Annotated in this window: 11 protein-coding genes; 10 read left to right on the top strand and 1 reads right to left on the bottom strand. The window is 67.4% G+C overall.

Annotated features, from left to right (window positions below; translation table 11 throughout):
* From E8A12_RS19210 to trmB, 8 genes are all read left to right on the top strand, one after another.
* Positions 1–488: TRAM domain-containing protein (locus E8A12_RS19210; RefSeq protein ID WP_293371804.1), on the top strand; the 488-nt coding region annotated here is incomplete at its 5' end.
* On the top strand, positions 485–1,450 hold the full coding sequence (locus E8A12_RS19205; RefSeq protein WP_293371803.1) for a PhoH family protein: 966 nt from the start codon (positions 485–487) through the stop codon (positions 1,448–1,450). The genes E8A12_RS19210 and E8A12_RS19205, both read left to right, overlap by 4 nt.
* Complete coding sequence (gene ybeY / locus E8A12_RS19200; protein ID WP_293371801.1) at positions 1,447–1,932, top strand: rRNA maturation RNase YbeY; 486 nt, start codon at positions 1,447–1,449, stop codon at positions 1,930–1,932. The genes E8A12_RS19205 and ybeY overlap by 4 nt, the downstream gene beginning before the upstream one ends.
* The gene (locus E8A12_RS19195) at positions 1,907–2,842 is read left to right on the top strand and encodes a hemolysin family protein (RefSeq protein WP_293371799.1); all 936 of its coding nucleotides are present in this window, start codon (positions 1,907–1,909) and stop codon (positions 2,840–2,842) included. Before ybeY ends, E8A12_RS19195 begins: the two co-directional genes overlap by 26 nt.
* Positions 2,843–2,853: 11 nt before the next feature.
* A complete protein-coding gene (gene lnt, locus E8A12_RS19190; protein ID WP_293371797.1) occupies positions 2,854–4,440 on the top strand; it encodes an apolipoprotein N-acyltransferase in 1,587 nt (528 codons plus the stop codon).
* Between the two features lie 55 nt (positions 4,441–4,495).
* The gene (locus tag E8A12_RS19185; RefSeq protein WP_293371795.1) at positions 4,496–4,918 is read left to right on the top strand and encodes a helix-turn-helix transcriptional regulator; all 423 of its coding nucleotides are present in this window, start codon (positions 4,496–4,498) and stop codon (positions 4,916–4,918) included.
* Positions 4,919–5,051: 133 nt separating this feature from the next.
* A complete protein-coding gene (gene metK, locus E8A12_RS19180; RefSeq protein WP_293371793.1) occupies positions 5,052–6,272 on the top strand; it encodes a methionine adenosyltransferase in 1,221 nt (406 codons plus the stop codon).
* 148 nt (positions 6,273–6,420) lie between these two features.
* Positions 6,421–7,095, top strand: coding sequence for a tRNA (guanosine(46)-N7)-methyltransferase TrmB (trmB, locus tag E8A12_RS19175; protein WP_293371791.1), 675 nt, complete (start codon positions 6,421–6,423; stop codon positions 7,093–7,095).
* Here trmB and ppa read toward each other — a convergent pair.
* Positions 7,092–7,625, bottom strand: coding sequence for an inorganic diphosphatase (gene ppa / locus E8A12_RS19170; protein WP_293371789.1), 534 nt, complete (start codon positions 7,623–7,625; stop codon positions 7,092–7,094). The genes trmB and ppa overlap by 4 nt on opposite strands.
* Positions 7,626–8,345: 720 nt before the next feature.
* On the opposite strand from ppa, the gene rimP reads away from it, so the two are divergent.
* Both rimP and nusA read left to right on the top strand, forming a co-directional pair.
* Positions 8,346–8,894 (top strand): ribosome maturation factor RimP, encoded by a 549-nt coding sequence (gene rimP / locus E8A12_RS19165; RefSeq protein WP_293371787.1) that lies wholly within the window; start codon positions 8,346–8,348, stop codon positions 8,892–8,894.
* Positions 8,895–8,906: 12 nt separating this feature from the next.
* The coding region (nusA, locus tag E8A12_RS19160) for a transcription termination factor NusA (RefSeq protein ID WP_293371785.1) at positions 8,907–10,126 on the top strand (1,220 nt) is incomplete at its 3' end.

The raw sequence follows: 10,126 nt of genomic DNA, 5'->3' as shown, positions 1-10,126 counted from the left end.
GCTACGCCCGCCTGATCGAGAAGATCCGCCTCGCTCGACCCGACATGGTGATCAGCGGCGACTTCATTGTGGGCTTTCCCGGCGAGCGCGACAGCGACTTCGAGGCGACGTTGAGCCTGGTCCGCGAGGTGAACTACGCGACCGCCTTCAGCTTCAAGTATTCGCGGCGCCCCGGCACGCCGGCCGCCGCCATGCCGGGCCAGGTGGACGAGGCGGTGAAGGACGAGCGGCTGGCGCGGCTGAACGCCCTGCTGGACGAACAGGCCCGCGCCTTCAACGCCTCGCAGGTCGGCAAGGTGTTGCCGGTGCTGTTCGAGCGCCCAGGCCGACACACCGGCCAGCTTATCGGTCGAAGTCCATATTTGCAGGCGGTCCACGCCACCGCGCCGGATCGTCTGATCGGCCAGATCGTTCCGGTTCGGATCGAGTCCGCGGCCCGGATGAGCCTGGGCGGCGCGCTCGTCATCGAAGAGTTGGAACCGGTTTGAGCCGCGCGCCCGAATTCATCAACCTCAGCGACGCGGCCGCGCGGGCGGTGGCCGGCGCACATTCCCGCCACGCCGCCCTGATCGAGGACGCCTTCGACGTGCTGGTGGAGACCCCCGGCGGCGGGGTCTCGCTGACTGGTGATTCCAAGGGCCGGACCGCGGCGAAGAAAGCCGTCCACGCCATCGCCGAACGCGCCGACCAGGGCCTCGACATCTCCGAGGCCGACGTGCGTGTGGCCATCGGCAATGCGCGCTCCGGGGCTGCGGGTCCCCTAAGCGCAAATGGGGGCGCCCTGCCGGTCGGCCGCCGCGGCCAGGTCGCGCCCAAGACCAAGACCCAGGCTGAATATCTGCAGGCGCTGGCCAGGAACGAGCTGGTGTTCGGCCTTGGCCCCGCCGGCACCGGCAAGACCTTCCTGGCCGTGGCGCACGGCGCGGGCCTGCTGCTGCGCGGCGAGGTGGATCGGCTGATCGTCAGCCGCCCAGCGGTGGAAGCGGGCGAGCGCCTCGGATTCCTTCCCGGCGACCTGACCGAGAAGGTCGACCCCTACATGGCGCCGGTCTGGGAGGCCCTGACCGATATCCTGGGCGCCGAGCAGCTGCGCCGCCGTCGCGAGAAAGGCGAGATCGAGGTCGCGCCGATCGCCTTCCTGCGCGGCCGCACCCTGGCCCACGCCTTCGTCATCGTCGATGAGGCGCAAAATGCCACGCGCCTGCAGATGAAGATGGTGCTGACCCGCCTGGGCGAGGGCGCCCGCATGGTGGTCACCGGCGATCCGACCCAGATCGACCTGGTCAATATCCGCGACAGCGGTCTGGCGCACGCGGTCGGCCTGCTGGACGGCGTCAAAGGCGTGGGGATCACCCGCTTCTCCGCCGAGGACGTGGTGCGTCATCCGCTGGTCGAGCGCATCGTGCGCGCCTACGACGCCGACGCCGCGAAGGCCGGGCGGGCGATTTGACCCCTGACATCGAGATCGAGGACGCGGCCTGGACCGTGGCCCTGGCTGACGCCGAGGCCCTGGTGCTGGCCGCCGCCGAGGCGACGCTGGCGTCGGAGGGCGCGGTGAGCGAAGGGGTCACCCTGCTGCTCACCGACGACGCGACGATCCGCGACCTGAACCGCCGCTTCCGCCAGCAGGACAAGCCGACCAATGTGCTGTCCTTCCCGGCGCCGACCAATCCTGAGCGTTTCCTGGGCGACATTGCCCTGGCCTATGGCGTCTGTGCGCGCGAAGCGGCCGAGCAGGGCAAGCCGCTGGCGCATCATCTGCAGCATCTGGTGGCGCATGGGGTGCTGCACCTTCTAGGATACGACCATATGAGCGACGCCGAGGCCTTCGAGATGGAAGGGCTGGAGCGCGCGGTCCTGGCCGGGTTGGGGATTCCCGATCCCTACGCGGCCGGCGAGGGAGACCATGACCGACCCCGTCCCAGCGCCTGACGCGACGCCGCCCCAGACGCCCTCGGAGACGCACCCGCTCGCCCACGGTCGAAACCGCGGTGTGCTCTCCCTGTTCGACCGGTTCCGCACACGCCCTTCGCAGACCGAGCCCGCGCCGCCGGAGCCGGGGGTCATCGCCGCCACCGGCGAGCTGGTCAGCCAGGCGCGCGCCTTCCAGGACCTGCGGGTCGAGGACGTGATGCAGCCGCGCGCCGACATCGTGGCCATCGACCGGAGCTGCGCCTTCAACGAACTGGTGGCCCGCTTCGTCGAGGCCGAGCATAGCCGCATGCCGGTCTACCGTGAGACCCTCGACGATCCGGTGGGCGTGGTCCATGTCAAGGACGTCTTCAAGCTCCTGGCCCGCAAGACCCGCAAGCCCAGGCCGGGCGACCATGTGCTGGCTGGCCGCCACAACCTGGTGCGGCCGGTGCTCTATGTGCCGGCCTCGATGCGGGCGTCGGAGCTGCTGGGCCAGATGCGCGCCGAGCAGACCCACATGGCCCTGGTGATCGACGAGTTCGGCGGCACCGATGGGCTGGTGACGCTGGAAGACCTGCTGGAGACCCTGGTGGGCGAGATTTCCGACGAGCACGACGATGTGATCGAAGATGGACATGCACCCATCGTGCAGGAGGCCGGTGCCTGGGTGGTCGATGGGCGCACGCCGCTGGAAGACCTCGAGGCCGCTTTGGGCGAGGGCGTCGACCTCGCGCCGCCCGACCTTGACGAGGAAATCGACACTGTCGCCGGCCTGGTCAATGCGCTCGCCGGCCGCGTGCCGCAGCGGCGCGAGGTCGTCGACCATCCCGGCGGCTACGCGCTGGAAGTCATGTCCGCCGACCCGCGCCGCGTGAAGCGCGTGCGTGTGCGGCGGCTCACGGCGCCCGCCGCGCACCCGCCTGCCTGAGATCGCGTTCCATGAGTTGGCGAAACCCGTGGGTGGCGAGAGTGCTCGCCCTGCTGGCCGGCGTCGCCGCGGGGCTGGCGCACCCGCCGTTCGGATTCCTACCGGGGCTGCTGGGCTACGCCCTGATGCTGGCGCTCGTCGATGCGGAAGGTCCACGCCCGCTGCGCTCGGCCTTTTTACGCGGCTGGCTCGTTGGCGTCGGATACTTTGCGGTTTCCGTCTGGTGGATCACCGAGCCCTTCATGGTCGACGCCAAGGAGCAGGGCTGGATGGCCCCCTTCGCCCTGGTGCTGATGGCCGGCGGCCTGGCGGCGTTCTGGGCCGTGGCCGCCGTTCTCTATCGGGCCCTGAAGCCTCGCGGGTTCGCCGCGATCGTGGTGTTCGCAGGCGCCTTGTCGGGCTTCGAATGGCTGCGCGGCAACGTGTTCACGGGTTTCCCCTGGGATCTGGTCGGCGAGACTTGGCGGGCCGGTTCGGCGCCGTCCCAGGCCGCCGCCGTGGTGGGCGCCTATGGCCTGACCTGGATCACCGTATTGATCGCCGCCTCGCCCGCGGTCCTCGCCCAGCGTGTCGGAAGGCTGTCCCAGGGTGTCACCTTGATCGCTGCGGTGGCTCTGCTTGCGGGTCTCTTCGGCTATGGCGCTGAGCGGCTTTCGGGTGTCGCCAAGCCGCCGGTCGGCGCGCCGGTCATCCGCATCGTCCAGGCCAACATCGATCAGAAGGACAAGTGGAAGCCGGAGAACCTGAAGCTGGTCTTCGACACCTACGTCGACCTCACCACTCGCAGGGCGGCGGTCCAGCCGTCGATCGTCATCTGGCCGGAGGGCGCGCTGCCGGCGGTGATCGACGAGTTGGTGGCGCCGGGGTCGCCCTATGCGCCGCAGCTGCGCGACCTCCTATCGCCCGGCCAGACGCTGCTGATGGGCGCCAATCGCGCCGAGACGGGCCAGGACGGCGCCGCCCGCTACTTCAACAGCCTGGTGGCGTTCCGCCGCGAGGCCGACGCGCTGCGGGTCACCGGCGTCTACGACAAGCACCACCTGGTGCCTTTCGGCGAGTACATGCCCGCCGGCGATTTCGCCCAGAAGATCGGCTTCCGCAGCCTCGTCCATATGCCGGACGACTTCACCGCCGGCCCGCGTTCACAGCCAATCGCGCCCTGGGGCGTGCCGGCGGTGCAGGTGCTGATCTGCTATGAGGCCCTGTTCCCCGGCGTGACCCGCTCGGGAGCCCTGCGCGCCGCCCGGCGTCCTGCCTGGATCCTCAACATTTCCAACGACGCCTGGTTTGGCCAGGGCTCCGGTCCGCTGCAGCACCTGAACATCGCCAGCTACCGCGCCATCGAGGAGGGCTTGCCCATCGTTCGGGCGACTCCGACCGGTGTTTCAGCGGTGATCGACGCCTATGGACGCATCCAGCCGGGCGCGCGCCTGGGACTCGGGCGCCTGGGGGTTATTGACGCACCCATGCCGCCTGCCGTTGAAATCACGGACTTTTCCCGGCTAGGTGAGCTCCCCTTCGCGGGTATGCTGCTATTGTCTGGCTTAGCCGCCTTGGCCTATTTTGCTCGACGACCGCGCATAATTGGCGGTCCCTGAGTTTCGATCACGTCCGGCGCTACGCTTGTCCGGCGACGTTTCAATTGGGAGCTCCATGGACAAGCCCGACGAGGCCGCGCAAGGGCCGAACCCCGTGGACCGCCACGTGGGCCTGCGAATAAGAATGCGTCGCAAAGAACTGGGAATCAGCCAGGAGCGCCTGGCCGAGTCCATCGGCCTGACCTTCCAGCAGGTGCAGAAGTATGAGCGCGCCGCCAATCGGGTGAGCGCGTCCAAGCTCTGGGAGATGAGCCGCGCGCTTTCGACCTCGATCAGCTACTTCTACGAGGGCCTTGGCGACCCGATGGAGACGCCCGGCTCCAACATCCCGCGAGAGACCATGCAGGACTTCCTGCTGACGGCCGAAGGCATCGAACTCGCCTCCCTGTTCCCGAAGATCACCAAGAGCCGCGTGCGCCGCAAGGTGCTGGACCTGGTGCGCGCCATGGCCGGAGAGCCCGATCCGGTCGACTCCTGACGCGCACCGCACGGCGGGTTTAACCACGCCGACGAAACGCGCGCTTGGCGGGACATAAAGATATCTTTATAGGCTTGCCGACCCTATTCGAGGCCTCCTCTCGCAGGCGGCCCGTCACCGGAGCCAGAGCGCCTTGAGCCGTTCCAACTACATCTTCACCTCCGAAAGCGTGTCTGAGGGCCATCCCGACAAGGTGGCCGACCGCATCTCCGACACCGTCGTCGACGCCTTCCTGAGCGTGGAGCCGGAGGCGCGCGTCGCCTGCGAGACCCTGGTCACCACCAACCGCATCGTGCTGGCCGGCGAAGTCCGCGCCGGCCGTCCGGGCGGCTCGAAGTCCGAGAACAAGGCCCTGACCAAGGAGATCGTGAAGAGCCTTGAATCCAAGGTTCGCCAGGCGATCAAGGACATCGGCTACGAGCAGAAGGGCTTCCACTGGGCCAAGGCCAAGTACGCCTGCTACCTGCACCCGCAGTCGGCGCATATCGCCCAGGGCGTCGACGCCAAGGACAATAAGGACGAGGGCGCCGGCGACCAGGGGATCATGTTCGGCTACGCCTGCGACGAGACCCCGTCGCTGATGCCGGCGACCCTGCAGTACAGCCACGACATCCTGCGCCGCCTGGCCGAAGTCCGTCACTCCGGCGAATGCGCAGTCCTGGAGCCCGACGCCAAGAGCCAGGTCACCCTGCGTTATGAGGACGGCCAGCCGGTCGAGGTGCTGCAGATCGTCGTCTCGACCCAGCACAAGAAGCGCGTCGGCCTGCATTCGGCGACGCCCAAGCGCATCGAAGGCGCCATCCGGCCCTACGTCGAAGCCGTTTTCCCGGCGGGGCTGATCACCAAGAAGACCAAGTGGCACGTCAACCCGACCGGCCGCTTCGAGATCGGCGGGCCGGACGGCGACGCCGGCCTGACCGGCCGCAAGATCATCGTCGACACCTACGGCGGCGCGGCCCCGCACGGCGGCGGAGCCTTCTCCGGCAAGGATCCGACCAAGGTGGACCGCTCTGCGGCCTATGCCTGCCGCTACCTGGCGAAGAACGTGGTCGCCGCGGGCCTGGCCAAGAAGTGCACCATCCAGATCAGCTATGCGATCGGCGTGGCCCAGCCGCTGAGCTTCTATGTTGACCTGCACAACACCGGCGAGATCGACCCGGCGAAGCTGGAACTGGCCTTGCCGCAGCTGATCGGCGGCGCCACGCCGCGCGCCATCCGCGAGCACCTGCAGCTCAACCGCCCGATCTACGCGCGCACCGCCGCCTACGGCCACTTCGGCCGCCAGCCCGACAACGAAGGCGGCTTCTCCTGGGAACGCCCTGACCTGGCGGACGAGCTGCGCAAGCTGGCGTAGAAATCAAAACCTCGCTGATCCCGGCGAAGGCCGGGACCCAGACCCGTAGCTCCGAGGCGGATTGGATAAGGCTCTGCATGTCTAGAGCCCACGTCAGCGCTCGCCATCTGGGTCCCGGCCTTCGCCGGGATGAGCGGAACGATAGTATATGACCGACGCCCACCCGCCGCTGCGCTCCTATGGCCGGCTGAAGACGCGCACCATCAAGCCGCGGCAGGCCGCACTGATGGAGACGCTGCTGCCGACGCTGCGCCCGCCTGCGGAGCCGTTCGATCCGCGCGCGCTCATGCCGGGCGCGAAGGAGGTCTGGCTGGAGATCGGCTTTGGCGGCGGCGAGCACATGGCAGCCCAGGCCGCCCGAGCGCCAGATGTCCTGATCCTTGGCGCCGAGCCGTTCCAGAACGGCGTGGCCAGCGCGCTGCGCCACATCGACGAGGCTGGGCTGACCAACGTCCGAGTGCTCGACGGCGACGCCCGCGAGCTGATGGCGCACCTTCCGGACGCCTGCCTGGAGCGGGTCTTCGTGCTCTTCCCCGACCCATGGCCGAAGACCCGCCACAACAAGCGCCGCATCGTTCAGGCCGAGACCGTGGCCGAGTTCGGCCGCCTGCTGAAACCGGGCGGTAAGCTCCGCTTCGCCAGCGACTGGGCCGACTATGTGGATTGGAGTCTGTTGCGGTTCACGGCAAACCCGGTCTTCGCCTGGACCGCTGGGCGCGCGGACGACTGGCGCATGCCGCCGGCCGACCACATCACCACCCGCTACGAGGAAAAGCGCCTGGGCGACTGCGCCCCGGTGTTCCTGGATATCAAGAGAGCCTAGCTGTTGTCTCTGTAGCGCTGGATCGACGCGCGGATCAGGTCGGCGGTCTGCTCGGGATCGGCCCAGCCGCTGATCGTCACCGACTTGCCCTTCTCCAGGTCTTTGTAGTGCTGGAAGAAGTGGGCGATTTGCTCGGTGAGGATGCCCGGCAGCGAGCGCCAGGAATCCACGCCCGTATAGAACGGGTGCAGGGCGTCCACCGGCACCGCCAGCACCTTTTCGTCGCCGCCGGCCTCGTCTGTCATCATCAGGGTGCCGATCGGCCGCGCGCGGATGATCGCGCCGGGCGCTACCGGCGTCTGGCAGACCACCATGATGTCCATCGGGTCGCCGTCGTCGGCGAGCGTGTGCGGGATGAAGCCGTAGTTGCCGGGATAGAACATCGCGGTGTGCAGGAAACGGTCAACGAACAGGGCGCCCGACGCCTTGTCGATCTCATACTTCACCGGCACCCCGCCCTGCGGAATCTCGATGATGGCGTTGACGTCGTAGGGCGCGTTCACGCCGACGGGGATCTTGGAGAGGTCCATGGGGAGGGGCCTTTAGACACACAAAAGGGAGGTGGCGCGCTCTGTGGACCATCTGAGGTTAAGGGGAAAGGCGTCGTGGGGACGCGCCGCACAAAATTCACGCGCCGGCGCGGACTGTGAGGAACTGGCGGACTGCAGCCTACATCTCGTGGCGGCCTGCCTACCAATACTTGAGAATGGCCTCAGGTAGCTTGCGCGCGAGGAACGATCGGAGACCTTGTCGATCCCGCACGAACCAGGGATTGAGCGCAATCCTAGTGCCTTCTGAACGGAAGACGATCATGCCGCCCTTCATGTCGGCGGACGCCTCAGACCAGGAGATGAACTCCGACTGTCCGTCGCCCCGACCGATTCAATCGTTTGTAAAATAGATGGTCGATTGCCGTCAGATTCCGAAGACTTGGACTACCGGATAAGCCAGCAAAATCATCCAGAAGACCCCGAGGATCACAGGACTTTGCTTCTCTGAAAAGATCGCGGCCGGGCAAATAGCTGACCACGCGGGTGCAATGGTGACTATCGCTATCAACGCTCCGCTCGTCGCGCCCTTGGAAACGCGAGGCAGATCAAGCGTCGCGGCGAATCCGAATCAGCGGCTGACAAATTGATCGCGGGCCACTATATTCCCCCCAACATCGTCCGTTTGCGCTGTATGGCGCCTACGAGCGGCGGGCTCCGGCCCGGCCGCTCTTTTCTTTGCCGGAGACCGGGCCAACGCCCATGCGTGGGAAAACCGCCGAGGATCAGAACCTGCTGGAGCTGCTCGACCCCGTGGCCGAGGCGGCTGGCTACGCCATCGTGCGCCTGCGCCTGATGGGCGGCGAGCATGCGCGCAGGCTGCAGATCATGGCCGAGCGGCCGTCCGACGGCGACATGAACGTCGAGGACTGCGCGCGGCTTTCTAGGGCGATTTCCGAAATCATGGACGCCGCTGACCCGATCGCCGGGGAATATACGCTGGAGGTCTCCTCGCCCGGCGTCGACCGGCCGCTGACCCGGCTGGAGGACTTCGAGACTTATGAGGGCTATCTGGCCCGCATCGAACTCGACCGCCTGGCCGAGGGCCGCAAGCGCTTCAAAGGGGTGCTGGCCGGCGTCGACGACGGCCAGGTGGCCTTCGACATCGAGGGCGAGGAAGACACCGCCCTCATCCCATTTTCCTGGATCGTCGAGGCCAAGCTGGTCCTCACCGATCAACTGATGAAGCGGGGCGCCGAGGTTCGCGCGGCCCGCCTGCAATCCGAAACCCAACAACCGACTTCCGAGTAAGAGGGACATCCCATGAGCCTGACCGGCATTTCCGCCAACCGGCTTGAGCTGCTGCAGATCGCCGACGCGGTCGCGCGCGAAAAGTCCATCGACCGCGAGATCGTCATCGAGGCGATCGAAGAGGCGATCCAGAAGGGCGCCCGCGCCCGCTACGGCGCCGAGCACGACATCCGCGTCAACATCGACCAGAAGACCGGCGAGGTCGTGGTCAAGCGCGTCCAGACCGTGGTCGCCGACGATGCTTCCTTCGGCACGGTGGTCAACGAAGAGGGCGAAGAGGTCCCGGCCGACGAGCCGGTGGGCATCATCCGCCTCTCCGACGCCAAGCGGACCGACAAGGATGCCGCCATCGGCAAGACCTACGAAGAGGTCCTGCCGCCCTTCGAATTCGGCCGGGTGCAGACCCAGATGGCCCGCCAGGTGGTGACCGGAAAGGTCCGCGAGGCCGAGCGCGAGCGCCAGTTCGAGGAGTACAAGGACCGCGTTGGCGAGATCGTCAACGGCACGGTCAAGCGGGTCGAATACGGCAATATCGTCGTCGACCTGGGCCGCGGCGAAGGCATCGCCCGGCGCGACCAGTCCATCCCGCGCGAGAACTTCAACATCGGCGACCGGATCCGCTGCTACATCTACGACGTCCGCCGCGAGACCAAGGGCCCGCAGATCCTGCTTTCCCGCGCGCACGGCGGCTTCATGGCCAAGCTGTTCGCCCAGGAAGTGCCGGAGGTCTACGACGGGGTCATCGAGATCCGCGCCGTGGCCCGCGACCCCGGCAGCCGGGCCAAGATGGCGGTGGTCTCCAATGACAGCTCCATCGATCCGGTCGGCGCCTGCGTCGGCATGCGCGGTTCGCGCGTGCAGGCGGTGGTGGCCGAGCTGCAGGGCGAGAAGATCGACATCATCCAGTGGAGCCCGGACGAGGCGACCTTCATCGTCAATGCGCTCGCGCCGGCCGAGGTCTCCAAGGTCGTCATGGACGAGGAGGACGAGCGAGTTGAAGTCGTCGTCCCAGACGAACAACTTTCGCTGGCCATTGGCCGCCGCGGCCAGAACGTCCGCCTCGCCAGCCAACTGACCGGCTGGCAGATCGACATCATGACCGAGAGCCAGGAGAGCGAGCGCCGCCAGCGCGAGTTCGCTGAGCGCACCGCCCTCTTCCAGGAAGCCCTGGACGTGGACGAAGTGATCGCCCAGCTGCTGGTCACCGAAGGCTTCGCCACCGTCGAGGACGT

The organism is Phenylobacterium sp. (assembly GCF_004799395.1).
Classification (GTDB): Bacteria; Pseudomonadota; Alphaproteobacteria; order Caulobacterales; family Caulobacteraceae; genus Phenylobacterium.
The sequence above is the reverse complement of the archived record's forward strand: the minus strand, read 5'-3'. Positions and strand labels throughout refer to the sequence as shown.